The following is a 24,668-nucleotide window of genomic DNA, read 5'->3' on the forward strand; positions in this document are numbered from 1 at the left end:
CGTTTTCACATCTTCGAAGTTGAATGGCAGTCTTGCCCCGCATTGCGTACAGAAAGTTACAGGGGCCTGTTCATCACGTAGCGTATTTCTATGTTGACAATTATTGCAGACGAGGAATTTGTTCATAGGTTAAATGGCTTGGTTTATTAGTGTAATACTTACTTAGTATATTTTATACTGCGAGAATTTATGATGCGCGTTGCATACTCCTTTGCAACAGCCACTTTCTGGTTGTATTTTACTTGAAAGAAATCATAATGTTGCCCATTACCAATAACTGCTTGGAAATACACAATTTCTTCTTCACCAGTGCCTAGTGGCATTTGATCAATTGTGTAATACCCTTCATAACCTTCCTTTAGATCTGAAAAACGTTGCAAACGTTTCGACGACTCATCCCCACGTCCATGTCCACCTGTTTTATCATAGTCAGCCAGGATCACTTTAGCCCAATCATTGGTCTTCGTTTCCCCTGGGCGTAACTCGAATACAACATGGTCGAACTGTAGGTTACCATTTACGGCCTCAGTTCTGAATGGTTCAAAAGAAAAGTGCTTTGAATTGATAGGTGGATATTCATTGCGAGGAGCGGGTGTAACTTTATTAGGCACCTGGAAGCCAATATAATTGGATTCGTAGTACTCCCAACCGTTAAGCAACTGGGCCTTTGCAGGTTGTTGCTGCTGTGCTAGTTTTTCTTTTTCTTCCTTTTCCACCAATTCTTTGGGTGTTACAATAATAGCATCGTCTGTAAAAGTGATTCTATCTCCATCGCTTTTGGATAGAGTACCGTTCGATGTTGTTTGTGTTTCACCGGTAGTCACGATAGTTGTAGCCTTACTAGCCTGTTTATCTAAGTAGAAAATCTTGAAACACACCCCGCCAATAATTACTATTATTAATAGCACTCCCAACAAGGCATAACTCTTTGGTTTTTCTTCTTTAGACCTTGTTGGCATTGGCTTCGATGCAAAATCGGTTAACAACGTATCTACTGCGCTGTTGTTTTGCGTAGCTGTTGACTGGGAGGAAGGTACTGCTTGCACAGCCGGGCAACTATCCAAATACTGCTGATACGTCATGCTTGGGTATTGAACCTTTACATCTTCATAGTTAAATGGCAAACGCTTCCCACAGCCATTACAAAAAACTGTTACACTACTTTCGTTACTAAGCAAGTTCTTATCGTGACAATATCCACACACGAGATACTTCTGCATATGCTATTTCTTCTTAAAGTTAATCGACATAAAAACCTCTACTGCCTTTCTTTCACTTGCCTTATCCTTTGGATCGTAAACAATAGTTATAACCCACAACTCTTTCGCTTGGCCAGCATGTACAACGTAAAAACCGCGATCGCGACCTGCATATTTGAACAATCCTTTCGACATATTTGCCGCTATTTCAACTTGTACACCATTATCATCGTATTTACTCACCACACCTTTTGCATCTGTTTTGGATATAAAATCCAAATAATCGTTACCGCCAAAACTTACCTCTAACATGCTCGTAAAATTTGCAGGATCGTAAGTATCATAAGTGCTGCCTTTACTATATTCATATACAACTTCAAGGTTGGCACTTTTTGCAGTATAACGCTGCGTATTTTCCCAATATGTTAATCCCCAATCACTCGATTTTACAAAAGCATGATCATATTCAACGGCTAATGATTTTTCAACTGGACCTTTTGAGAAAATTTGGCCACCACTTAAAGCAGACGTGATCTTTATATTACTCATGCCCAGACCATATGCTGGATCAATTGTAGAATTTTCACCGGTATATTCTTCCGAATACTCATCGGGTTGATTGGCAGGGGCATTAGGATTATCGAGTTTGATTTCCTCTACTTTGGGCTGTTCTTTATCTTGTTCATTGGTACTAGCAGTGGGTGCTGTTGGTGTTGTTGGCGAAGAATTTCTATTCAAATCGTCAGCATGTTGTTTATAAGTTTTGAAGCCAGCTGATTTAATAATTTTCTCCATAGATTTCAACATGGCTGGCTGGTCCTTTCTACAAAATACGCCAACATATGAGGCTTCAAGTAAGCCACCAGCTACTACAATCTTTAACTCGTAGGCAGCTCCTTTGTATGTCATTTCGCTAGCACAATACCAGGCAGATTGCTGACCTACAACACCTTCTGTAATATCCATATCTTTCATACTGCTGAACTGGCTTTTGAATGAGCTGGTAATATTTTGTGCAACTGATTTAAAGTCTAAGCCATAGCCTTTAGCCATTTCTTGATATCCATATATTACACCTAAAGTATCAGAACCGCCAAAGTAAATGGCTGAAGCTTTCGTGTAATCTGGCATTTTGTCCAGTTTCTTCATTTCGAATGGTGTCTGAATTGTGATATTCTTCTCGCTGCCATCATGAAAAGTGGTATAACTATATGGATCTAAACGATCAATAATGTATGTTTTTACCACCCAACCAGCAAAGAATAAGAAGGCAACTAGAACCATGGCAATGATTGCCCTATTATGCCGGCGTTCTTGCTCATTCGCTTTAGACATCCTTTGAACTTCTTCTTTTTTTTCGAAAATGTCGAGAATATCGGGCTGGGGTGTTTTCCTTTGAGAATTGGATGATGTTGGTATTGGTGGTGGGTTAGAAACAGTATCTAATTCCCCATCATTTCCTAAACCGGGCTGCAAGGCAAGGTATTCTTGGAAAGTGGAATTAGGTCTATTCGCCTTAAAGTCTTGAAAGTTAAAGGGTAATCTTTCCCCACATTTCTCGCAAAAAGTAACCGACTCACCAGTCAATTTATTGCGATGAAAACATTTTATACAAGAGAGGTAGTACATGGAATTTTAGGACTAAATGGTAAAACATGAAATTAATAAATTATATAAATAATTCACTCATTAAATATTATTGGCTGATATGTTTATTAGAGACGCCTGTTGAAAAACGAAACAGTAGTGAAAGAATTAGGGGAAGATATTAACAATATGAGTAGAAAATTGGATTGAATTTCGCGTCGAGTAATCAATCCAATTTTCGTGTATCTAAAATTTTGCAGAATTAATAATACGCTCTGCCACTTGCTTACCAATATCATCTTGTGCTTGCCAGAATACCATTACTTGCCACATTTGCTCATTCTTTCCGCTGACAAGGAACATAAAATTAATCTTCTTCACATGCATATAATCGTAGCTCCCACGTACTAAGTAGCTAGGAATCATATTGATAGTTTTTGCTTCTCCTTGAAAGGTTATATCATGAAGATCACTTTTCTTCTTAAGGGCATTAATAGCACCATCTTTAGCATCTTTGATATTTACCTTAGTACCACGATTAAAATAGATATAGTTATAATCTACGGAACAGTAATCTTCATTACCACCTTTAAAAGTTCTTACAGTACGTGCAAGCTTCTTTAATTCCTTCATGTCTTCCTCTAATTCTGCCTTCTGCAGGTTATAGGGTAAACTAACGTGCAATCCATTCTGGCCATTATAAAAATCCTTCCACTCTTCCGTTAGAATAGTTTTGGGCAGGCCAAGTGGCTTATTGGTTGTAGTTGAATATAAAACAGTTACCAAAATAATGATGACCATTGTTGGTATCATCATCCATGCATATTGCAATATCCTCGATTTCAAGGAGGACTTAGGAGGTTGATTAACTGTATTTGGTGCCCCGTCTTTATTGCTAACTGGTTCTTCTTTGGATATAGAATCTCCAGATGTTACTGGCTTTAAGGGAGTTTCTGGCGCTGAATTGCCGGCTGTATTTTCAACCTCGGTGGTAAGTATTACCTGCTCAGTTATTTCATGCGTAGCAGTTTTATCTGTATTTATAGTGACAGGCCTACTTTCAGCTGTGTTAATTGAATGATAGGTATCTTCTGCCCGAGTGTTTGCTACGTTAGAAACGTGAAATGTGCCTTCCTCTTGCTGGGTAGGTGGTAATTGATTTTCAACAGGCATATCAACTGCATGTGTAACAGTTTCTTCTATGGGATTTTCGAATGTTGGAATACCGTTATCTTGTATCGATTCGGAGTTGCTTTCTTGAGGATGTATATTCGACATAATAGGATGTTCAATTCAATCAGGGGTAAAAATAAAAAAAGGACAAGACTGTAAGCCTTGTCCTTTAAAAAAATAACTATTTAAACTACTATTCAGCAGTTTTTTCTTCAGCTTTAGGAGCTTCCTCAGTTGCACCTTCAGTAGCTTTTTTCTTGCTACCACCAGCACGACGAGTTTTCTTAGCTTCGGCTTTCTCTGTTTGTTTACCGTAGATTTCGTTAAAGTCTACTAATTCAATCAAAGCAACTTCAGCGTTATCACCTACACGTTTACCCAATTTGATGATACGAGTATAACCACCTGGACGAGTAGCGATTTTTTCGCTGATTACACCGAATAATTCTTTAATAGCTTCTTTATCTTGCAAGTAGCTGAATACGATACGACGGTTGTGTGTGCTATCGTTTTTAGCTCTAGTCAACAAAGGCTCAACATAAACGCGCAAAGCTTTCGCTTTAGCAAGAGTTGTAGAGATTCTTTTGTGGCTGATCAATTCGCAAGCTAAATTTGACATTAAGCTTTTACGGTGAGCAGAAGTTCTGCTCAAACGGTTCAATTTTACTCCGTGACGCATGACGTTAATTTTGTGTTCCCCTATACCGTGTCAGGAATTACAGGGTACTTATGTTATTTGTTTAAGTTGAAATGTTGGTAATAGAAACCCGGAGGGCTACTATTCTTCGTCTAATTTTAATTTAGACAAGTCCATACCGAAATGAAGACCTCTTTCGCCGAGAACTTGTTCGATTTCGCTCAAAGATTTTTGACCGAAGTTTCTGAACTTCATCAATTCTTCTTGCTCGTATTGAACTAATTCGCTCAAAGAGTTGATTTTCGCAGCTTTCAAACAGTTGAATGCACGAACGCTCAAATCTAAATCTTCGAGTGGTGTTTTTAAGATCTTGCGGAGTTGTAAAGTTTGTTCGTCTACAACATCTTCTTTCTCAGTATCTTTTGTATCGAAGCTGATGTTTTCATCAGTGATGATCATCAGGTGTTGGATCAGGATGCGTGATGCTTGTTTTACCGCTTCTTCCGGGTGAATAGTACCGTCAGTAATCACTTCCATGATTAACTTTTCGTAGTCGGTCTTTTGTTCAACACGGGTATTTTCGATGCTGTATTTCACGTTTTTGATTGGTGTAAACACAGAATCGATAGCGATGTAGCCGAATGGCGCATCTTTGGGTTTGTTCTCTTCTGCAGGAACGTAACCACGGCCTTTACCGATAGTAAGTTCAATATCCAGCTTAGAAGAAGGATCGAGTGTACAGATCAAAAGTTCTGGGTTCATGATTTGGAAAGAGTTTGTTGCTTTCTCAATCATATCCGCACGGAACTCTGATTTACCTTTAATAGAGATCTGCACCTTTTCGTTACTTACTTCATTTTCAACGATCCTCTTAAAGCGAACTTGTTTAAGGTTCAAGATAATTTCTGTTACGTCCTCGGTAATACCTTTAAGGGTAGCGAACTCGTGATCGGCGCCTTCAATCTTGATTCCCACAATGGCATAGCCCTCCAATGAAGACAACAGAACGCGACGGAGCGCATTACCGATTGTCACACCATAACCTGGTTCTAATGGACGGAATTCGAATTGAGCTTCAAAGTCTGTTGACTTCTGCAATACGATCTTATCAGGTTTTTGGAAATTTAGAATTGCCATTGATATGCTAGATTTATGAGTTTTGTGATATACTTATATATGGCTAAAAGCCACCCGTAGGTGGCTCTAACTAATTATTTAGAGTACAATTCGACGATCAATTGTTCCTTAATGTTTTCAGGAACGCTTTCTCTTTCTGGGTAAGAGATGAAAGTACCTTTCATTTCTTTCTCGTTGTAATCGATCCAGCTGAATTTAGGGTTTTTACCACGGATTGCGCTAGTCAACGCTGTGTTACCAGCAGTTTTAGCTTTCAAACCTACGATATCGCCTGGTTTCAATTGGTAAGAAGGAGTATTAACAACAACACCGTTAACTGTAACGTGTTTGTGAGATACCAACTGGCGAGCAGCAGGACGAGATGGAGCAATACCCATACGGAAAACTGTGTTATCCAAACGAGCTTCTAACAATTTGATCAAAACCTCACCTGTAACACCTTTTCTACGGTTAGCTTCTTCGAAGAGGTTACGGAATTGTTTTTCCAATACACCATAAGTGTATTTTGCTTTTTGTTTCTCTCTTAATTGTAATGCGTATTCACCCAATTGTTTACGTTTGCGTGTAGCACCGTGTTGACCGGGAGGGTTGCTGTTTTTACCTAAATACTTACCATTACCTAAGATTGGTTCGCCAAAAATTCTGGAAATTTTGGTCTTTGGGCCTGTATACCTTGCCATGTTGTTAAATTAAATAGATTTTTTAGTTACGATGTACGATCCTCAAAAAATCTGAAAACCTGATCGCACACCCATTTAAAAATGATAATATCTTACACGTATTCCAAAGCGAAAACCCCGGATAATCCAGGGTAATTGCTTTGGAATAAATATCTTAGACTAGACTCTACGTTTTTTCGGAGGACGGCAGCCGTTGTGTGGCAATGGAGTAACGTCTTTAATTTGAGTTACTTCGATACCTGAGTTCGCGATAGCACGGATAGCGCTTTCACGACCAGCACCTGGACCTTTAACGAATACATCTGCTCTTTTGAAACCTGCATCCATTGCAGTTTTTGCAGCATCAGATGCAGCTAATTGTGCAGCGTATGGAGTGTTCTTTTTAGAACCTTTAAAACCCATTTTACCAGCAGAAGACCAAGAAATAACTTGACCTTGTTTGTTGGTGATGCTCACGATAAGATTATTGAAGCTAGCTGAGATATGAACATCTCCGTAGCTATCTACTTTCACTACACGCTTTTTAGCGGCAGCTTTTGCATTGTTTGCTTTTGCCATAATACTTTATGAATTCCAAAATGCTATTCCAAATCCTAATATAACATAAAAAAACCTTTTGTGTTTGAAATCCGGATTTGGAAATCAGTGAATTTCAAATACTAGGATCTACCTACTATTTCTTAGGTGCTTTTTTCTTACCTGCTACTGTCTTACGCTTACCTTTACGTGTACGGCTGTTAGTACGGGTGCGTTGACCTCTAAGCGGTAAACCTTTCCTATGGCGAAGACCACGGTAGCAAGCAATATCCAATAAACGCTTGATGTTCATTTGAATTTCAGAACGCAATTGACCCTCAACTTTAAGCTCGCTGTTGATTATGTTACGAATCGCAGCTTGCTCATCATCATTCCAATCTTTCACTTTCTTGTCGAAATCAATACCCGATTGAGTAAGGATATATTGAGCTGTCGAGCGACCAATACCGTAAATATAGGTAAGGCCAATTTCACCTCTTTTGTTTTTAGGAAGATCTATACCGGCTATACGTGCCATATCACTTTTTTAGTTTTATGATTCTATGTGTAAATTAGTTCCGTGGTAATCAAAATTACCCTTGACGTTGTTTAAAACGAGGATTCTTTTTGTTGATCACCAACAGTTTACCTTTTCTGCGCACAATTTTACAATCTGCACTTCTTTTTTTGATTGAAGCTCTTACCTTCATGATATAAAAGTTATAAGTAAAAAGTTAAAAGTTGTATTTGTATTTCCGTCTAAGTTGTCAGCATAAGGGTCATTTACCATTTTAAAAAAGCAAATAACAACCTCCAGACTTACTTATACCTAAATATTATTCTACCTCTTGACAAATCATATGGACTCATCTCTACTCCCACTTTATCTCCTGGAAGAATGCGAATGTAGTGCATTCTCATTTTTCCAGAAATGGTCGCCAATATTTCATGCCCATTTTCCAATTTAACACGGAACATAGCGTTCGATAAGGCTTCTAAAATAATACCATCCTGTTTAATGAGTGCCTGTTTTGCCATAAAAATTTTTAGGACTGCAAAGATAGCACAAAAGATTTGAAATTGAAAAATTCTGAATCAGAATTCTTTTCATTTCTACTCATTCTGTGCGTTTTGTTATGAGTAAAATTAATTTAACCGTTTTTGCTGCTGTACTCCAATTAATTATAAATAGCAATAATTAATAGTTCGAACAAAGCGCCGGGTTATTTTTTTCCGCTTCTTCGATAATTTCAAACGACGAAAGCACATCTGCTTTGCCTTTCATTACCGCCACGGTGTGCTCAAAGTGTACCGATGGTTTACCGTCATACGTAACTACCGTCCAACCATCTTCTAAATAGGCAACATCTTTTGAACCCAAGTTTACCATCGGTTCGATGGCAATTACCAAGCCCTCTTTTAAAATTTGGCCAGAACCTCTACGGCCATAGTTTGGAACCTGTGGATCTTCATGAAGTTGTTTACCTAATCCATGACCCACTAATTCTCTCACAATACCGTATCCATGCTCTTTCTCGATGTAGTTCTGGATCGCGTAAGAGATATCCCCTACACGGTTACCCACTACTGCTTTCTCGATACCTAGCTGCAAGGATTGTTTCGTGGCACTCATCAATTTCAAAATATCGGCTGGAACGTTACCAATTGCGAATGTATACGCGCTATCACCGTGGAAGCCGTTCATGAAAACGCCCACATCAACAGAGATAATATCCCCGTCTTTCAATTGGTAATTATTAGGAATTCCGTGTACAACGGCTTCGTTTACGGAAATGCACGCTGTATTTGGGAAGCCTCTATAATTGAGGAAAGAAGGCACTGCACCGTTATCTACGATGAACTTATAAGCGATGGCATCAACATCGAGGGTGCTCATACCCGGTTTAAGTTCTTTCGCCACGTGCGCAAGTGTCGCACTCACAAGCATAGCGCTTTTGCGCATTAGCTCGATCTCTTCCTTCGTTTTATAATGAATCATAGCCTCAATTTTTGATATACCGGTTTACTGGGTTATATAACCCTAGATACTTCCGATTGTTATCATCCAACCTAAATAAATAACCACCAGGACGATAGATGCACGGGAGAATAACCTATGCGCTATATCCTGGTGGTCTATAATGATATTCTAATCGTACGAATGAATTATTGAGCGCTTGCTGGTGAAGTTCTTCCTTTGATACGACCAGAGCTCATTAAACCATCGTAATGGCGCATAAGTAACTGGCTTTCGATTTGTTGTAATGTATCAAGGATAACACCTACCATGATCAACAATGACGTACCACCGAAGAAGGTAGCGAAGTTAGTGTTGATATGGAGAGCTGCAGCAATACCAGGTAAAACACCCACCAAAGCTAAGAAAAATGCACCTGGTAACGTGATTCTATCCATTACAGCACCGATGTAGTCGGCAGTAGCTTGACCAGGTTTAACACCCGGGATAAAGCCATTATTGCTCTTCATTTCATCGGCCATTGTAGTTGGATTGAAGATCAATGCAGTATAGAAGAACGTGAATACGATCACCAATACAGCATAAATCATGTTGTAATACGGGTTAGTATGGTCGCTGAAAATTCTCACGAAACCGCTTGCATCCTCGGAAGAAGTGGCAAAACCGATCGCAGTTGCAGGAATGAACATAATTGCTTGCGCAAAGATGATAGGCATTACACCTGCTGCGTTTACTTTCAATGGAATAAACTGGCGTACACCACCGTATTGTTTGTTACCAACGATTCTTTTAGCGTAGTTAACAGGGATTTTGCGAGTACCCTGGATAAGCAGGATCAAACCTATCGTGATAAGGATAAAGAACGCGATTTCCACTAAGAAAATCAACAATCCGCCACCACCATCAGTTGTACGAGAAGCGAACTCCTGTAACAATGATTCTGGCAAACGTGCAAGGATACCCATCATGATGATGATAGATGTACCATTACCAATACCTTTATCTGTGATTTTCTCGCCCAACCACATTACGAACAACGTACCCGCTGTAAGAACGATGGTGGTTGACAACCAGAACATGAAAGAACCGTACTCCTGTATAATAGCGCCGGCAGACTGGTTACGCAAATAAGCTACGTAAGCGCTAGCCTGCAAAGCAGTTACAACTACCGTGAGCAAACGGGTGTATTGGTTGATTTTTTGACGACCACTCTCTCCCTCTTTCTGCAATTTTTGGAACTTAGGAACCGCGATGGTTAACAGTTGAATTGCGATAGACGCGGAAATGTATGGCATGATCCCCAATGCAAATATGGATGCACGCGAGAATGAACCACCTGCAAACATATTAAACAATCCTAAAATACCTTGGTTAGAGGTTTTCTGGAAGTTTGCCAAAGCCGTTGGGTCAATGCCGGGTAAAGCAATGTAAGAACCCGCACGGTAAATGAGGACCAGGAGTAACGTTGTAAGGATGCGATTACGCAAGTCCTCAATGCTCCAAATATTCTTGATTGTTTCGATAAATTTCTTCACAGGAAGATTAGGTTTAATAGCGCTTGTAAAATACGAAAAGACGCACTACTCCGTAGGCGCCTTCTCGGTCGTAAAGTCTTATACCAGTTCTACTGATCCACCTGCAGCTTCAACTACTTGCTTAGCTTTCTCACTAATCGCGTTCACTTTCAAGGCTACTTTTGATTTCAGCTCACCTTGGCCGAGTATTTTAACTTTTGCAGTTTTGTTGATCAGCCCGTTCATATACAAGGTTTCCAAAGAGATCTCTTGTAAGCCGTATTTCTCAACGATCTGGTCGATAAAGCCTACGTTAAACACTTTGTATTCAACGCGGTTGTTGTTAATGAAACCACGTTTAGGCAAGCGACGTTGGATAGGCATCTGACCACCTTCGTGACCAATTTTGCTTGAGTAACCGGTGTTAGATTGAGCACCTTTGTTACCTTTCGTAGAAGTACCACCTTTACCGGAAGCCTCACCACGACCTAGACGTTTTTCTTTATGTACAGCACCTTTAGCAGGCCTTAATGTATGCAAATTCATAATTAATTGTTTTGACTTACGCGGAAATTAACCGCTCGCTTGTAAGATAAATGTAAATGTATATCGTTGATCGTAAAAGACCTAAAAAGAAAGGGTAATTTTTGTGTTATATTATCCCTTAACTTCTTCAACTTTTACAAGGTGATTAACGGCACGCACCATACCAAGAATTTGAGGAGTTGCCTCAACTTCTACAGAACGGTTCAATTTGCTAATACCTAATGCCTTCAAAGTCAATTTTTGCTTTTCAGGACGATCGATTCCACTTTTTACCTGTGTGATCTTAATCTTTGCCATTTTGTGAATCAGTTTGCAGTTTATACCGGTATAAACCGGGAATAAACCAAATTAGCCGTTAAATACTTTCTTCAAAGAAACGCTTCTTGTTTTTGCAACGCTTATTGGTTCGCGGAGCATACCCAATGCTTTGAAAGTAGCTTTTACCACGTTGTGTGGGTTAGCAGAACCTAAAGATTTTGCTAATACGTCGGTTACACCTGCGCTTTCCAATACAGCACGCATAGAACCACCCGCGATCACACCAGTACCATGAGCAGCTGGTTTGATCAATACTTTAGCAGCGCCTTCTTTAGCGAACTGATCATGAGGAATAGTACCGTGCATAATAGGAACTTTAATCAAGTTCTTCTTAGCATCGTCGATACCTTTGGTGATAGCTTCTTGTACTTCTTTGGCTTTACCCAAACCGTGACCAACCACACCGTTTTCGTTACCAACTACAACTAATGCTGAAAAACTGAAAGTACGGCCACCTTTAGTGGTTTTTGTAACCCTGTTGATAGCTACAACCTTTTCTTTCAGCTCCAGTTCACCAGCTTTTACTTTATTGAATGAATTCTTTGCCATTTTTATTATTAAGAATTACGAGTTGAAATTTACTTCTTTGTTGAGTTTAATTTAAACCCACCCGGATTAGAATTGGAGACCACCTTCTCTAGCACCTTCTGCTAAAGATTTAATACGACCATGGTAAAGGTAACCGCCTCTATCAAATACACAAGTAGTTAAACCTAAAGCAGTTGCTTTAGTAGCGATTGCACCGCCTACTAATTTAGAAAGCTCAGATTTAGTACCTTTTTGTGCTTTAATATCTTTATCGCGAGAAGAAGCTGATGCTAAAGTTGTACCGTTAGTATCATCAATCAATTGCACATAAATGTCAGCATTACTGCGGAATACAGATAATCTTGGTTTTTGTGCTGTACCGCTAATTTTCTTACGAATACGGTAGCGGATATTCTGTCTTTTATTAGCTTTTGTGCTCATTATTATTTATTTAGTCACCCGATGCTGCCGGGTTACGAATTAAAGTTTGTGTGAATGCTTTGTTGAAAGAATACCTAGCCTTGTTGCTTTACTCCTAATTCCGAACTCTCCAAAACCAGGTATTCCAAATATTCTAAGCGTTAGGCAGCTTGTAATTTGTGGCTATTATTTACCAGCAGATTTACCAGCTTTCTTACGTACAACTTCATCGCTGTAGCGTACACCTTTACCTTTGTACGGCTCAGGTTTACGGAAACCACGGATTTTAGCAGCAACCTGACCCAATAATTGGTTGTCAGAACCTTCTAAAATAATCTGAGGGTTTTTACCTTTCTCAGTAATCGTATTCACTTTCAATTCTTTTGGAACTTCGAATATGATGTTGTGAGAATAACCTAATGCCAAATCCAACAATTGACCTTGGTGAGCAGCTTTATAACCTACACCCACTAATTCCAATTGTTTAGTATAACCATCAGTTACACCTTTCACCATGTTAGCGATCAATGCACGGTATAAACCATGTAAAGCGCGGTGACGAATTTGATCAGTCGGACGAGTTACGATTAACTCTCCTTCTTTCACTTCTACTGTGATATCCCTATCGATGGCTTTTTTCAATTCACCTTTAGGACCTTTTACTGTTACCTCATTAGCAGGAGAAACGGTAACCGTAACGCCACTTGCCAATTTGATAGGACTTCTACCTATACGAGACATAACTTATAAAGTTTATAATATTTTTTGAAATCTTGTTTGAACGTACCCGTTGTTTCAGCGACCGTATAGTATGCTTAAGTCCCGGATATGCCTAAATCCCGTTGTTAGACGGGATATAATTACTTCTTAGTAAATGTAGCAAACTACTTCACCACCAACGTTTTGAGCTTTTGCTTCTTTATCGGTCATAACACCTTTAGATGTAGACACGATAGCAACACCCAAACCGTTTTTAACACGCTTAAACTCAGTTGGTTTAGCGTATTGACGAAGACCTGGACGGCTAATACGCTGCAAATCTTTGATTGCAGGTTCTTTCGTTTGTGGATCGTATTTCAAAGCGATTTTGATAACACCTTGTTTGTTATCATCTTCGAATTTGTACTTTAAGATGTAACCTTTGTCGTACAAAATTTCAGTAATACGTTTTTTCAATTTTGATGCCGGAATCTCCACGATCCTGTGGGTAGCCATTTGCGCGTTCCGGATTCTAGTTAAAAAGTCAGCTATTGGATCAGTAACCATTGTTGTGCTGTTTCTAAATTGTTTACAATGCGATATCCAATCGATCAGAAAGGAAAATCAATTCGATAAAATAAACCGAACAGTCGTGCTCGGTATTAGCTGAATTACCAGCTTGCTTTTCTTACACCAGGGATTTTACCTGCCAATGCCATGTCGCGGAACATGTTACGACAAAGACCAAATTGACGCATATATCCTTTAGGACGACCGGTCAATTGGCATCTGTTTTTCAGGCGAACGGGAGATGCATTCTTTGGTAATTGATCCAAAGCAGCGTAGTCACCTGCAGCTTTCAAAGCAGCACGTTTCTCAGCAAATTTGGCAACCATTGCTTCTCTCTTTCTTTGTCTGGCTTTTACGGATTCTCTTGCCATAATAAAATTTGAAATTCCAGTTTTTAAATTCCAAATCCCAAACTCCGTTACCGGAATTTGGAATTTGATAAGAAGGTATATGTTAAACGATTACGATTAGTTATCGCCTTTCTTAATGTTTTTGAACGGCATACCCATTTCTTTCAGCAATTCATATGCTTCTTCGTTGGTATTTGCAGTCGTAACAAAAGTGATATCCATACCAGTCATCTTAGTAACTTTATCGATATCGATCTCAGGGAAGATGATTTGCTCAGTGATACCCATTGTGTAGTTACCACGGCCATCAAATGCTTTATCGTTAACACCTTTGAAGTCACGTACACGTGGTAAAGATACAGAGATCAAACGATCTAAGAACTCGTACATGTTTACACCACGCAAAGTTACGCGAGCACCAATAGGCATGTGCTTTCTCAATTTGAAGTTAGAGATATCCTTTTTAGATAAAGTAGGGATCGCTTTTTGACCAGCAATACGCGTCATCTCATCTACAGCAATATCAACTAATTTCTTATCGCTAACTGCTCCGTTGATACCTTGGTTCAAACAGATTTTAGTCAAGCGAGGAACTTGCATTACACTCTTATAGTTGAATTTCTTCATCAAAGCAGCAACCACTTCATCACGGTATTTGCCTTGGAGCCTTGGTTTATATGATGTGTTAGCCATTATTTAATTACCTCCCCTGATTTTTTAGCGATACGAACTAATTTACCATTTTCTCTCGTTCTGCTAACCCTAGTAGCTTTACCAGCCTTAGCATCCCACAACATTACGTTGGAAATAGCGATAGGAGCTTCCTCCTTAACAATTCCACCTTTTGTGTTTTGTGCAGTAGGTTTAGTGTGCTTAGTGATGATGTTTACACCTTCTACCAAAACACGAGATTTGTCAGGAAATACCTCGAGAACCTTAACAGGTTTTGTTCTGTTCTTGTCGTCGCCGGCAATCACAACTACCAAATCGCCTTTTTTAATGTTGAACTTAGGCTTGAATCTAGTTTTCATCAGTTTGTTTATTTAAACGCCAAGCGAAACACCGGTTCCGCTTGATTAATATTTTATTCGTTTTAGGAAACGGGCTGCAAAGATACATAAATATTTCGAAAGTCGAAAACCGCAATATTTTATTTGCGACTTTCGACTTCCTATATCTTTCACTCTTACAACACCTCTGGTGCCAAAGAGATAATTTTCATGTAGCCTTTATCCCTGAGTTCACGTGCAACCGGACCGAAAATACGGGTGCCGCGTGGCTCGTCGGAGTTATTCAGCAATACAACCGCGTTGTCGTCGAAACGGATATAAGATCCATCTTTACGACGCAATTTATTCTTAGTTCTAACAATAACTGCTTTAGTTACTGTACCTTTTTTTACACCACCAGCAGGAATTGCGTCCTTTACAGTAACTACAATTTTATCACCTACTTTAGCGTAGTCTTGACCAGAGTTACCTAATACACGGATACAAAGAACTTCTTTTGCACCTGAGTTATCAGCAACGCTGAGTCTTGATTCTTGTTGGATCATCGTAATACGATTTTATGTTGTTTAAGCAGAGGCTGCAGCGATCTTGAAATAACTGCGTACAGCTTGAAACAATAAATAAATTATTTTACTTTTTCGATAACTTCTACCAGTCTCCAAGATTTGTTCTTGCTCAACGGACGAGTTTCCATGATTTTCACAGTATCGCCAATGCTGCACTCGTTTTTCTCGTCGTGCGCCATGAATTTGGTAGTTTTCTTAACGAATTTACCATAGATTGGGTGCTTTACTTTACGTTCAACACTCACAGTGATAGTTTTCTCCATTTTATTGCTGGATACTACACCAATCCTGGTTTTTCTTAATTTTCTTTCGGTCATTTTGAAAGTATTTTACCACCTTATTTCCTTTCGGAAGGGTGAATTAAACTTAATGTTTAGGTGATCTTCGTATAATATTTTTCAACCTTATAACCAGATCATTTGGATTTAGAAGCCCAATTCTCTCTTACGTAATTCAGTTTTCATGCGAGCGATCTCTCTTCTCATAGCACGAATGCTCATTGGATTTTCGATCGGCGTAATTGCATGGCTGAAAGTAACTTTCTTCAAGCGTAATTGATCTTCAGAGATTTTCTCTCTTAAATCTTGTTCGCTAAGGCCTTTAAGATCCACTTTAGCTTTTGCCATTGTATTTAGTTTTGTTACTTGTTTAGTTGAGTTATTTTGTTTCTCTACGATTTAAAGCAATTATGCTTCAAAATCGCGGCGCACAACAAACTTCACTTTAATAGGCAATTTTTGTGCTGCAAGTTCCATCGCTGCTTTAGCAACTTCTAAAGGAACACCGTCTGCTTCAAACAGGATTCTACCTGGTTTAACTACGGCAGCCCAATGATCAGGAGCACCTTTACCTTTACCCATCCTTACCTCTAATGGTTTAGCTGTAATAGGTTTGTCTGGGAAAATACGGATCCACACATTACCCTCACGCTTCATAGCCCTTGTCAGAGCAACCCTAGCAGCTTCAATCTGCCGGTCTGTGATCCACTTAGGTTCTAATGCTTTAAGACCGAAAGATCCAAAAGAAATGGCTGCGCCTCTCTTTGCATCTCCCTTGATGCGGCCTTTGTGCATCTTCCTGTGTTTCGTTCTCTTTGGCTGTAACATCGTTTATGTTGTTAATAGTTGTTTAGTAATTCTTATGGTTTGCACCAAAGTATTCAAATCGTTTCCAGTGACAAGATTAAGCTTGTTTGCGAGGAGCACCGCCTCTTCTATCACCACCACGGTTATCACCGCCTCTTCTTTCGCCTCTTTCACGACCACCACCACGGTTATCACCGCCACGGTTGTCACCGCCTCTTGTTTCACCGTCTTTACCAGAGATGGCGTTAGGGTTCAAGTCACGTTTACCGAGAACTTCACCTTTACAGATCCATACTTTGATACCGATTTTACCATAAACAGTTAAGGCAAACAAAGATGCGTAATCGATGTCCATACGGAATGTATGTAAAGGAACACGACCTTGTTTCATTTCTTCAGAACGAGCAATTTCAGCACCGCCTAAACGACCACCTACTTTTACTTTGATACCTTCAGCACCCATTCTCAAAGCTGTAGCGATTGCCATTTTGATTGCACGTTTGTAGTTAATACGGCTTTCAATTTGTTTAGCAATTGTTTCAGCAACGATGTTTGCATCGATTTCTGGACGGCGGATTTCGAGAATGTTGATTTGTACATCTTCTTTACCAGTCAATTTCTTTAACTCTTCTTTGATGCGATCAACTTCGTTACCACCTTTACCTATAATGATACCAGGTTTAGAAGTATGGATAGTTACAATAAGTTTACCCAACGTTCTCTCAATCACTACTCTTGAAATGCCACCTTTATTGATACGAGCATTTAAGTAAGTCCTGATTTTGTTATCCTCGATCAGTTTAGTAGCGAAATCTTTCTTGCTACCGTACCAATTAGAGTCCCATCCTCTGATGATACCTAACCTGTTACCAATAGGATTTGTTTTCTGACCCATGTGTCTGGTTTATTTGTCTATGAGTTTAATTGAATTTTTCTTGTCAATTTTTGCTTTCTGCACCGATTATTGACCAACACGGCTATCCACTACAATAGTTACGTGGTTACTTCTCTTGCGGATACGGTAACCTCTACCTTGTGGAGCAGGACGCATTCTTTTGAGGATACGGCCACCATCTACGAAAATTGTCTTAACGTAAAGGTTCGCATCTTCAGCCCTAACACCTTCATTTTTCACTTTCCAGTTAGCAACTGCTGATAACAGGAGTTTTTCCAAAGGTACACTTGGGTGCTTTGGGTGGAATTTCAAAATATTCAAAGCCTTCTCAGCATCCAAACCGCGGATCAGGTCTGCGAGTAAACGCATTTTGCGCGTAGATGTTGGATTATTATTCAGCTTAGCTACTGCTTCCATTGTTATTTATTTCTAAGTAGTTTACAGTTATTGTTATAAAGTTACCGGTTTCTGTTTTCCATATATTCGATTCTTATACTAGTTCTATACTACACTATCCAGGAACCGAAACCTACAAACTTTAGCTATTACATTTTTTTGTTTGCGTGACCTCTGAAGTTACGAGTTGGAGCAAACTCACCTAATTTATGACCAACCATGAATTCAGTTACATAAACGGGGATGAATTTGTTACCATTGTGTACAGCAAAAGTATGGCCCACAAAATCAGGAGTGATGGTAGAACGACGGCTCCATGTTTTAATCACGGTACGTTTTGTGCCTTCATTCATTTTCAACACCTTAGTTTCTAATTTTAGGTCTACATAAGGACCTTTTCTAATGGAACGACCCATATCTTTATGTTTAAATTCCTTTTTCAAATTATGGGAAGCAATTGCTTACTTCCCACAACCCGGGATTTTAGATATTATAATTTTTTACCGTTTTTTCTGCTGATGATCAAAGCATTTGAGCTCTTATGCGTCTTTCTTGTTTTCAAGCCTTTCGCATATTTACCCGTTCTAGATCTTGGGTGACCACCTGAAGATCTACCTTCACCACCACCCATTGGGTGATCTACTGGGTTCATCGCAACACCACGGTTTCTTGGGCGGATACCTCTCCAACGGTTAGCACCTGCTTTACCGATTGATTGTAACGCGTGATCAGAGTTAGAAACTGTACCTACAGTAGCCATGCAAGTGCTTAACACTTTACGTAACTCTCCAGAAGGCATTTTCAATACAGCATACTTTTCTTCTTTCGCGTTCAATTGAGCGTAAGTACCAGCGCTACGTGCTAAAGCACCACCTTTACCAGGTTGTAATTCAATGTTGTGAACTACAGTACCCAAAGGCATGTTTTTCAACAAAAGCGCGTTACCAACTTCAGGAGCAACTTCAGTACCACTAATTACAGTAGCACCAACTTGCAAACCTTGAGGAGCGATGATGTAACGTTTCTCACCATCAGCATAGCTCAACAAAGCGATGAATGCTGTACGGTTTGGATCGTACTCGATAGATTTAACGGTTGCAGGAATGTTAGCCTTATCGCGTTTAAAATCTACGATACGATATTGTTGTTTGTGACCGCCACCGATGTAACGCATAGATCTTCTACCTTGTGCGTTTCTACCACCAGTTCTTTTAGCAGGAGCTAAAAGGCTTTTTTCAGGCGTGTCTGTTGTAATTTCAGCGTAAGCGTTACCGATTTTCCAGCGCGTACCGGCTGTCATCGGTTTGAACTTTTTAAGTGCCATTTTCTTCGATTCAAAAAATTCTAAAATCTAGTTTATATGTCGATCTATATATACAACCATCTTGCTTGTTTAGAGCAATTGGGCACTATATGTTAGCATATAGATCTATTGATTCGCCTTCTGCGAGGGTAACGATCGCCTTTTTGTAAGACGATTTTTTACCTGAAATAAAACCTGCTTTCGTGAAACGGGTTTTAGTTTTGCCCGGCATAACAGCAGTGTTAACTTCTGCTACAGCTACGCCGTAGAATTCTTCAACTGCTTTCTTAATTTCTAATTTGTTAGACTTTTTGTCTACAATGAAATAGTAGCGGTTAAATTTTTCAGTGGCTTTGTTTACCTTCTCGGAAACAACCGGTCTGATTAAAACATCTGAAAGATTCATTGTTTATCGCTTTTCGCTTTCGGGCCAAAGCCCTCTGCTAGTTTTTTAAATTTAATTAGCTAAACAGGAACGTACACTTAATCAATTAAGCTACTACTGATTCGTCTTCAGTGAAGATTTTAACTGCACTTTCAGTGAATACTACGTAGTTGCTGTTCATGATATCATAAGTGTTGATATCGCTAAGAATAGCACCGTTTACTGTTGGAATGTTTCTCAATGACAAGTAAACATTATCGTTGAACTCAGGCATAACGAACATAGTCTTTTTACCTGCAGCGTTGATGTTCAAGTTATTGAGGATGCTTAAGAATTGCTTTGTTTTAGGCGCAGCAAAGTTTACATCTTCCAAGATGATGATGCTGTTATCTTTAGCTTTCGCAGAAAGAGCAGAGATTTTTGCTAAATCTTTAACTTTCCTGTTCAATTTGAAAGCGTAACCGTGAGGTTTTGGACCGAAGATAGTACCACCACCTTTATACAATGGGTTACGGATGTTACCTTTACGGGAACCACCAGTACCTTTTTGTTTGTGCAATTTGCGAGAAGCACCTTTTACTTCAGCACGTGTTTTTACCTTGTGAGTACCTTGACGTTGAGCCGCTAAGTATTGTTTAACAGCAAGGTAGATTACGTGATTGTTAGGCTCTACACCGAAAATTTCTGCAGGAAGTTCTACAGTTCTTCCGGTCTTCTTACCTTCTATATTTAAAATATCGAGTGTCATATTACTTCTGGATTAAAACGATTGAACCATTGTGGCCAGGAACTGAACCACTTACCAGGATATAATTCTTTTCAGGGAATACCTTCAAGACTTTAAGACCTTTAACTTTCACTCTTTCGTTACCAGTTTGGCCAGCCATACGCATGCCTTTGAATACGCGAGAAGGGTAAGACGATCCACCTACAGAACCCGGAGCGCGGCTTCTATCGTGTTGACCGTGTGTTGCTTCACCAACACCAGAGAATCCATGACGTTTAACAACACCTTGGAAACCTTTACCTTTTGATGTACCCACAACGTCGATTTCTTCGCCTTCAGCGAAGATATCTACTGTAATTGTGTCACCAAGGGCTTTTTCTACGTCTGGGTTACGGAATTCTACAACGTAACGTTTAGGAGAGGTTTGTGCTTTCGCGAAGTGATTTTGCTCAGCTTTAGGAGTGTGCTTTTCTTTCTTATCTCCAAAAGCAACTTGAATAGCGGTGTAGCCATCAGATGATTGAGTTTTCACCTGTGTTACCACGCAAGGTCCAGCTTCGATAATGGTACAAGCAGTTTGCTTACCATTGGCCTCGAAGATGCTGGTCATACCGATCTTTTTTCCAATAATACCTTTCATTGTTATATAATTATACCCAGCGCCTGGGGGATGTCTAGCTATCCACAGGATGGGCGGTTTAAATACGCTATTGGTGGCCACCCAGAAGGCGTGACCTAATGTGATTACGTTCCGAAAATACGTCAGGCGGGCCTTTTGCCCACCTGCTGAATGTCCATTACGCTTTAATCTCTACTTCTACACCAGAAGGCAAGTCGAGCTTACTTAAAGCATCAACTGTTCTGCTTGAAGATGTATAAATATCCAACAAACGCTTATGCGTGCAAAGTTGGAATTGCTCACGCGCTTTCTTATTTACGTGCGGAGAACGCAATACCGTGAAAATCTTTTTCTCTGTAGGTAAAGGAATTGGACCTGTTACCACGGCACCCGTGTTACGCACGGTTTTTACGATTTTCTCAGCAGACTTATCTACTAAGTTATGATCGTAGGACTTCAGCTTGATTCTTATTCTCTGAGACATATGCAATGAACTTCTTCTTTATTGACCCCAATTGATTTGGGACGGCAAAGGTAGGCAACTTTTTATATTGAACAAATTATTTCGGGGAAAAATTCGCGTTGGAGTAAAAATATTTTTGGGCAACAGCTTCGCATTACTCCCACAACCCATTTCCCGGGCTGCTAAGTAACACATTCTCACTGCAATTTATAGATATTTTTTTAACCTCATAACTTTTTCTTCAAAATCTTCATTACCCACCATTTTTCAACAAAATTCACCCCATCGCGCCAAGCACCCCCTCCCTCCTCTTTCCTCCCTCCAAAACGCAATCAGCCCCATACGGGCATCAAAACGCAAAACCCAAGCATAACATACCTAGCAAGCACAAAAAACCCCGATTTGCATCGGGGCTACATGTTTTCTCCGCGAAAAAATATCTTCTGCGGGTAACGGGCGACTAGAGACCTCCCAATAATGATTGGAGAAGACCTAAGATTGTCGCTAACAATTGCGAAATTAAATCCATGGTTGCTAGGTTTTTCATGAGGTTTACGCCTACTCTATTTATGGTTTTCGGCAATCCCATTGGTTTAAACCATCGCGAAAATAAATACTGGTTTTCAATCAGTAAGCATTCATTTTATTCATTCTCAATGACTTTTGTTCATTTTGTTCAGAAACTAAAACATGCAGCCTAGGCATAAAAAAAAGCCGGCCATAAGCCGACTTTAATGTATTGAAAATGAATTCGTTCTTATTTACCTTGCTGTTCAGCACGTAATAACTCCTTCGCACGTTTCGATGGCAAGTAAATTTGGAAACCTACGTTCAAGCCAAGGCGTTGAACCGTTGTAGAACTACCAAAACCAACTGTCACATCGTATTTCAACAATGCTTCCAAACCTACGTTCGGCGTAATAAAATACGCCAAACCAGGGCCAAATCCCAATGCTAAACCATTGGTATTTGAGCTACTACTAGCACCACCCGGTGTTTTTGTTTTACTGTTTGTTCCGGCAAAACCTGCATTCGCTTCAAAGAAGAATCTTGATCTCTTTGAAAACTCGATGCTTTTATCGGAAATATAGTATCTACCAAAGGCACCAATGCCATAGTTGAAATCATTCAATTTAGAATCATTATCAAAACTGGTGTGTGCATAACCCAAGTTTACGTCAACACCCAATGCTAAGTTATCCTTGATAAACCAGCCAACCTTAGGGTTAATATTAATTTGAAACTTATCGCTACCATCGCTGAAAGTTCCTGTAATGTTACCTAAGCTTGCACCCACCATAATATTGCCCTTTTGCGTTTGTGCGAATGCTGTAGAGCTAATAAAAAGTGTAAATACCGCCAGGGTTAATAGATGGATTTTTTTCATAATTATAGTTTTTAAAATAATTGGTGATGTTTTGGTTATGATGATTAGGGAAAATATGCTTGCCTTATACTCTCCCTAACCATAAATGGCTGAAAGCAGGAATGTATGTGCATTCTCGAACATATAGGATAGGAAGTAAAAAGGAGATTTGCTTTGCAGCTTTATAAAACGGTGCTTGCCAACACTGTATATCAATTCTTAACATTTGTTTCATTAAAAGGTTGAAAGGAATGTTAATTTTTTTCTTGAATCGTTATCAATTAAAAATGGATGATAAGTTTCTACTATAATTCACTTACCATCCATTTCAAACAATTATTTATCAATTATTTAGCCTTCGAAAGCGTAGAATGGGGCGCATTCTTTGCTATAATATCCATTAAGCGGGCCAATTGCGTATCAGTTTTGAAGAGGATATCACTTGTGCTTGGCTCCAACAGCATATCTGGCTGCATAGCTTTGCGATCCTCCTGTTTTCCATCCGTAGCCATATAATATGACCACATAGGTATACCCAGTTCAAAATCAGAATTAGGCAATTGTAAGATGGCAAAAAAGCCGCTATTGTTCCCTTGGTACTGGCTACCAGCTTCTTCCCCTACTATTCTTGCCAAGTTGTTATAACGTGTAGCCGCTATGAATTCAGTGGTTACAGAAAAACTCCATCCATTTGTTAATAAGTATACATTTCCTTCAAAATGATTTGCTTTAGGCTGAACAGTATCCACATACTCGTTCCTCCACAAAAATTTGCCATTTTCACCTGGTTGAAGCAGTTTCACATACTCATCGAACTGGGCAGGTACGTAAACCGGTTGAGTACTTTCCAAACGCTTATTCACATTGGTTTCAATTTTAGTGTAGTACTTCGTAGGCTTATTAATAAGGTATGAAAACAACATCCCTCCAAATTTATCAGTTCCACCTTCATTGTACCGAAGATCAATAACAAGGTTTTTAACTTGCTTGTTTTTAAGCTGTGTGAAGGTTTTGGATAGAAAATCTTCATATTGCTCACTATTACCAAAAGAAAAGGTATTCATACTCAAGAGTGCAGTATGCTCGTTGAGCATTTTAAAAGTATACGGCTCTTTCTTTTGGGCATACTTTTGACCGTATGCACCAATGGTACCGAGATCAACTGCCGGGAAGACCGCTTTTTGGGGTGTTTTACCGGGTAATTGATAGGTAACCTCGTATTGTGCTTTATGGTGATGAAAGGCTGCCAAATAGCCGGGAAAAAAGTAGGTTAATTCCAACTGTTTAGACCCAATGGCATCGCCATCTGCTACAATGAATCCCATCAATTTCTCACGCAAAGCGTCCATTTTATACCCATCGATAGCAATTACTTTGGCACCCACGGGTACATTCGGTTCATTTTCTCTAAAGCCTCCTACGATCACCGTTTCTTTGTCTTTGAAATGCAGGTGAAGGGGGAAAAGCTGGTCTATGTAATAAGGGAACTTATCACTGGGCTTACCTTTTGGGAAGAATTTAGTGTGACCGCATTTAATTTGCGCAATTAACGGCATCAGCAATTGGTAGAAGGCTGTTTCGTCCATTGGCTTGCTTAATTGGGCTTCAATTGCTTTAAAATGAGCATCGATATGCTCTTTGGAGGTGTACCTGTACAAACCGGGGTGTGCTTGTTGGAGGATACTTTTGAAAACGACGAAGTCGGCTTTAAGTTCTGCCGGCTGTAGTGTTTTTTGGGCTTTCGCTTGTAGGGAGAAGAGGCATACAAGGGCGAAGAATGTTTGTTTTAGCATGTTCTGTTTCATATAAGGGGGATTGAATTTATTTGTTACATGAATAATGAAACAGTAACAGTGGCCAGGTTGCATGCTAAGGGGGAAAATACGGGTTACTACGTAGGAAGGCTTTTAGTAGTAAGGGAGCTTATTAATGCCTTTAAAATGCCCCAAAAGGGCATAAAAAAACCCCTCTAACGTGTAGAGGGGTTTTTTATACTTAAAT

At 39.5% G+C, this 24,668-nt stretch carries 35 protein-coding genes; all 35 read right to left on the reverse strand.

Translation table 11 applies throughout. The features are described 5' to 3' along the window. Window positions 1-158: 158 nt before the first annotated feature. Window positions 159-1,220, reverse strand: coding sequence for a hypothetical protein (locus LX64_RS21350; RefSeq protein ID WP_148707418.1), 1,062 nt, complete (start codon window positions 1,218-1,220; stop codon window positions 159-161). 3 nt (window positions 1,221-1,223) lie between these two features. After that, window positions 1,224-2,828 (reverse strand): hypothetical protein, encoded by a 1,605-nt coding sequence (locus LX64_RS21355; protein WP_148707419.1) that lies wholly within the window; start codon window positions 2,826-2,828, stop codon window positions 1,224-1,226. A gap of 204 nt (window positions 2,829-3,032) precedes the next feature. Then, window positions 3,033-4,064, reverse strand: a complete 1,032-nt coding sequence (locus tag LX64_RS21360) for a hypothetical protein (RefSeq protein ID WP_111599737.1) — start codon at window positions 4,062-4,064, stop codon at window positions 3,033-3,035. An 88-nt stretch (window positions 4,065-4,152) separates the two neighbouring features. After that, entirely contained in the window at window positions 4,153-4,638 is a 486-nt protein-coding gene (rplQ, locus tag LX64_RS21365) for a 50S ribosomal protein L17 (RefSeq protein ID WP_111599738.1), read from the reverse strand. A 99-nt stretch (window positions 4,639-4,737) separates the two neighbouring features. Beyond that, entirely contained in the window at window positions 4,738-5,733 is a 996-nt protein-coding gene (locus tag LX64_RS21370; protein WP_111599739.1) for a DNA-directed RNA polymerase subunit alpha, read from the reverse strand. Window positions 5,734-5,807: 74 nt separating this feature from the next. Continuing rightward, the gene (gene rpsD / locus LX64_RS21375; protein WP_111599740.1) at window positions 5,808-6,413 is read right to left on the reverse strand and encodes a 30S ribosomal protein S4; all 606 of its coding nucleotides are present in this window, start codon (window positions 6,411-6,413) and stop codon (window positions 5,808-5,810) included. 159 nt (window positions 6,414-6,572) lie between these two features. Beyond that, the gene (rpsK, locus tag LX64_RS21380) at window positions 6,573-6,971 is read right to left on the reverse strand and encodes a 30S ribosomal protein S11 (RefSeq protein ID WP_111599741.1); all 399 of its coding nucleotides are present in this window, start codon (window positions 6,969-6,971) and stop codon (window positions 6,573-6,575) included. Between the two features lie 115 nt (window positions 6,972-7,086). Then, on the reverse strand, window positions 7,087-7,467 hold the full coding sequence (gene rpsM, locus LX64_RS21385) for a 30S ribosomal protein S13 (protein WP_111599742.1): 381 nt from the start codon (window positions 7,465-7,467) through the stop codon (window positions 7,087-7,089). Window positions 7,468-7,522: 55 nt separating this feature from the next. Then, window positions 7,523-7,639: a 50S ribosomal protein L36 gene (gene rpmJ, locus LX64_RS21390; protein WP_072360626.1), complete on the reverse strand. Its 117-nt coding sequence runs from the start codon at window positions 7,637-7,639 to the stop codon at window positions 7,523-7,525. 109 nt (window positions 7,640-7,748) lie between these two features. Further along, complete coding sequence (infA, locus tag LX64_RS21395) at window positions 7,749-7,967, reverse strand: translation initiation factor IF-1 (protein WP_012789309.1); 219 nt, start codon at window positions 7,965-7,967, stop codon at window positions 7,749-7,751. A 160-nt stretch (window positions 7,968-8,127) separates the two neighbouring features. Continuing rightward, window positions 8,128-8,928, reverse strand: coding sequence for a type I methionyl aminopeptidase (map, locus tag LX64_RS21400; RefSeq protein ID WP_111599743.1), 801 nt, complete (start codon window positions 8,926-8,928; stop codon window positions 8,128-8,130). 167 nt (window positions 8,929-9,095) lie between these two features. Further along, the gene (gene secY / locus LX64_RS21405; RefSeq protein WP_111599744.1) at window positions 9,096-10,442 is read right to left on the reverse strand and encodes a preprotein translocase subunit SecY; all 1,347 of its coding nucleotides are present in this window, start codon (window positions 10,440-10,442) and stop codon (window positions 9,096-9,098) included. Window positions 10,443-10,520: 78 nt separating this feature from the next. Continuing rightward, window positions 10,521-10,967: a 50S ribosomal protein L15 gene (gene rplO, locus LX64_RS21410; protein ID WP_111599745.1), complete on the reverse strand. Its 447-nt coding sequence runs from the start codon at window positions 10,965-10,967 to the stop codon at window positions 10,521-10,523. A 111-nt stretch (window positions 10,968-11,078) separates the two neighbouring features. Next, window positions 11,079-11,264: a 50S ribosomal protein L30 gene (gene rpmD, locus LX64_RS21415; RefSeq protein ID WP_111599746.1), complete on the reverse strand. Its 186-nt coding sequence runs from the start codon at window positions 11,262-11,264 to the stop codon at window positions 11,079-11,081. A gap of 51 nt (window positions 11,265-11,315) precedes the next feature. Beyond that, a complete protein-coding gene (rpsE, locus tag LX64_RS21420; RefSeq protein ID WP_111599747.1) occupies window positions 11,316-11,834 on the reverse strand; it encodes a 30S ribosomal protein S5 in 519 nt (172 codons plus the stop codon). Window positions 11,835-11,900: 66 nt separating this feature from the next. Beyond that, window positions 11,901-12,254, reverse strand: coding sequence for a 50S ribosomal protein L18 (gene rplR, locus LX64_RS21425; RefSeq protein WP_211324865.1), 354 nt, complete (start codon window positions 12,252-12,254; stop codon window positions 11,901-11,903). A 165-nt stretch (window positions 12,255-12,419) separates the two neighbouring features. Further along, window positions 12,420-12,974, reverse strand: coding sequence for a 50S ribosomal protein L6 (rplF, locus tag LX64_RS21430; protein WP_111599749.1), 555 nt, complete (start codon window positions 12,972-12,974; stop codon window positions 12,420-12,422). Window positions 12,975-13,100: 126 nt separating this feature from the next. Further along, window positions 13,101-13,499: a 30S ribosomal protein S8 gene (rpsH, locus tag LX64_RS21435; protein ID WP_111599750.1), complete on the reverse strand. Its 399-nt coding sequence runs from the start codon at window positions 13,497-13,499 to the stop codon at window positions 13,101-13,103. Window positions 13,500-13,603: 104 nt separating this feature from the next. After that, on the reverse strand, window positions 13,604-13,873 hold the full coding sequence (rpsN, locus tag LX64_RS21440; protein ID WP_111599751.1) for a 30S ribosomal protein S14: 270 nt from the start codon (window positions 13,871-13,873) through the stop codon (window positions 13,604-13,606). Between the two features lie 96 nt (window positions 13,874-13,969). Then, window positions 13,970-14,545, reverse strand: a complete 576-nt coding sequence (rplE, locus tag LX64_RS21445; protein WP_111599752.1) for a 50S ribosomal protein L5 — start codon at window positions 14,543-14,545, stop codon at window positions 13,970-13,972. After that, entirely contained in the window at window positions 14,545-14,883 is a 339-nt protein-coding gene (gene rplX, locus LX64_RS21450; protein ID WP_111599753.1) for a 50S ribosomal protein L24, read from the reverse strand. The genes rplE and rplX overlap by 1 nt, the downstream gene beginning before the upstream one ends. A 155-nt stretch (window positions 14,884-15,038) precedes the next feature. Beyond that, a complete protein-coding gene (rplN, locus tag LX64_RS21455; RefSeq protein ID WP_111599754.1) occupies window positions 15,039-15,407 on the reverse strand; it encodes a 50S ribosomal protein L14 in 369 nt (122 codons plus the stop codon). An 80-nt stretch (window positions 15,408-15,487) separates the two neighbouring features. Further along, a complete protein-coding gene (gene rpsQ, locus LX64_RS21460; RefSeq protein ID WP_111599755.1) occupies window positions 15,488-15,745 on the reverse strand; it encodes a 30S ribosomal protein S17 in 258 nt (85 codons plus the stop codon). A gap of 108 nt (window positions 15,746-15,853) precedes the next feature. Beyond that, the gene (gene rpmC / locus LX64_RS21465) at window positions 15,854-16,054 is read right to left on the reverse strand and encodes a 50S ribosomal protein L29 (RefSeq protein ID WP_111599756.1); all 201 of its coding nucleotides are present in this window, start codon (window positions 16,052-16,054) and stop codon (window positions 15,854-15,856) included. Window positions 16,055-16,114: 60 nt separating this feature from the next. Continuing rightward, window positions 16,115-16,534: a 50S ribosomal protein L16 gene (gene rplP / locus LX64_RS21470; protein ID WP_111599757.1), complete on the reverse strand. Its 420-nt coding sequence runs from the start codon at window positions 16,532-16,534 to the stop codon at window positions 16,115-16,117. A gap of 76 nt (window positions 16,535-16,610) precedes the next feature. Further along, window positions 16,611-17,408, reverse strand: coding sequence for a 30S ribosomal protein S3 (rpsC, locus tag LX64_RS21475; protein WP_111599758.1), 798 nt, complete (start codon window positions 17,406-17,408; stop codon window positions 16,611-16,613). 66 nt (window positions 17,409-17,474) lie between these two features. Further along, on the reverse strand, window positions 17,475-17,825 hold the full coding sequence (gene rplV / locus LX64_RS21480; RefSeq protein WP_111599759.1) for a 50S ribosomal protein L22: 351 nt from the start codon (window positions 17,823-17,825) through the stop codon (window positions 17,475-17,477). Between the two features lie 128 nt (window positions 17,826-17,953). Beyond that, window positions 17,954-18,220, reverse strand: a complete 267-nt coding sequence (rpsS, locus tag LX64_RS21485; RefSeq protein WP_111599866.1) for a 30S ribosomal protein S19 — start codon at window positions 18,218-18,220, stop codon at window positions 17,954-17,956. A 74-nt stretch (window positions 18,221-18,294) separates the two neighbouring features. Then, a complete protein-coding gene (gene rplB, locus LX64_RS21490) occupies window positions 18,295-19,128 on the reverse strand; it encodes a 50S ribosomal protein L2 (RefSeq protein ID WP_111599760.1) in 834 nt (277 codons plus the stop codon). Between the two features lie 85 nt (window positions 19,129-19,213). Beyond that, window positions 19,214-19,513: a 50S ribosomal protein L23 gene (gene rplW, locus LX64_RS21495; protein WP_111599761.1), complete on the reverse strand. Its 300-nt coding sequence runs from the start codon at window positions 19,511-19,513 to the stop codon at window positions 19,214-19,216. 85 nt (window positions 19,514-19,598) lie between these two features. Further along, entirely contained in the window at window positions 19,599-20,240 is a 642-nt protein-coding gene (rplD, locus tag LX64_RS21500; protein WP_111599762.1) for a 50S ribosomal protein L4, read from the reverse strand. Between the two features lies 1 nt (window position 20,241). Then, window positions 20,242-20,859 (reverse strand): 50S ribosomal protein L3, encoded by a 618-nt coding sequence (rplC, locus tag LX64_RS21505; RefSeq protein WP_111599763.1) that lies wholly within the window; start codon window positions 20,857-20,859, stop codon window positions 20,242-20,244. A gap of 157 nt (window positions 20,860-21,016) precedes the next feature. Next, window positions 21,017-21,322 carry a 30S ribosomal protein S10 gene (gene rpsJ, locus LX64_RS21510; protein WP_012789286.1) on the reverse strand — a complete coding sequence of 102 codons (306 nt, stop codon included), beginning with the start codon at window positions 21,320-21,322 and terminating at the stop codon, window positions 21,017-21,019. Between the two features lie 736 nt (window positions 21,323-22,058). After that, window positions 22,059-22,688 (reverse strand): outer membrane beta-barrel protein, encoded by a 630-nt coding sequence (locus LX64_RS21515; RefSeq protein ID WP_111599764.1) that lies wholly within the window; start codon window positions 22,686-22,688, stop codon window positions 22,059-22,061. 326 nt (window positions 22,689-23,014) lie between these two features. After that, window positions 23,015-24,472: a S41 family peptidase gene (locus LX64_RS21520; RefSeq protein WP_158538704.1), complete on the reverse strand. Its 1,458-nt coding sequence runs from the start codon at window positions 24,470-24,472 to the stop codon at window positions 23,015-23,017. Window positions 24,473-24,668: the final 196 nt, after the last annotated feature.

Source organism: Chitinophaga skermanii (assembly GCF_003259335.1).
Classification (GTDB): Bacteria; Bacteroidota; Bacteroidia; order Chitinophagales; family Chitinophagaceae; genus Chitinophaga; species Chitinophaga skermanii.